The organism is Citrobacter sp. VF227, assembly GCF_052950715.1.
In genome coordinates this window covers 1-438 of the sequence record NZ_JBRFVF010000589.1, presented here as the reverse complement: position 1 = coordinate 438, position 438 = coordinate 1, and the positions used below count along the sequence as shown (strand labels likewise).

Annotated in this window: 2 protein-coding genes; both read left to right on the top strand. The window is 74.0% G+C overall.

Annotated features, from left to right (window positions below; translation table 11 throughout):
- Positions 1 to 8: 8 nt before the first annotated feature.
- On the top strand, positions 9 to 104 hold the full coding sequence (locus tag ACU8YC_RS28030; protein ID WP_446896399.1) for an RsfS/YbeB/iojap family protein: 96 nt from the start codon (positions 9 to 11) through the stop codon (positions 102 to 104).
- A 15-nt stretch (positions 105 to 119) separates the two neighbouring features.
- The gene (locus tag ACU8YC_RS28025; RefSeq protein WP_446896398.1) at positions 120 to 437 is read left to right on the top strand and encodes a 23S rRNA (pseudouridine(1915)-N(3))-methyltransferase RlmH; all 318 of its coding nucleotides are present in this window, start codon (positions 120 to 122) and stop codon (positions 435 to 437) included.
- Position 438: the final 1 nt, after the last annotated feature.

The window sequence follows — 438 nt, the reverse complement described above, 5'->3', positions numbered from 1 at the left end:
CCGGCGACGTGCTGGTGCACATCTTCCGCCCCGAAGTCCGCGGCTTCTACAATCTCGAGAAGATGTGGGGCGCCGACCGTCCCGTCGGGCTCGCGGCCGGCTAGGCCGGACCGAGGTCCATGCGCCTGATCCTGGCCGCGGTCGGACGGCTGAAGGCCGGGCCGGAGCGCGAGCTCGCGTCACGATATCGCGACCGCGCCGCACAACTCGGACGCGGCCTCGGCTTCCCGTCCTGCGACAACGTCGAGATTCCGGAATCCCGGGCCCGTCGCGCCCCCGACCGGTGCGCCGAGGAGGCGGCGGCGCTCGCGACCTATCTGCCCTCCGGCGGAGTCCTCGTCGCCTACGACGAGCGCGGCCGGGCCGATCTCGGCAGCGAGGCCCTGGCAGAACGCGTCGCCGGCTGGCGCGATGCGGCCCGGCCGCGCTCGTCGTAGG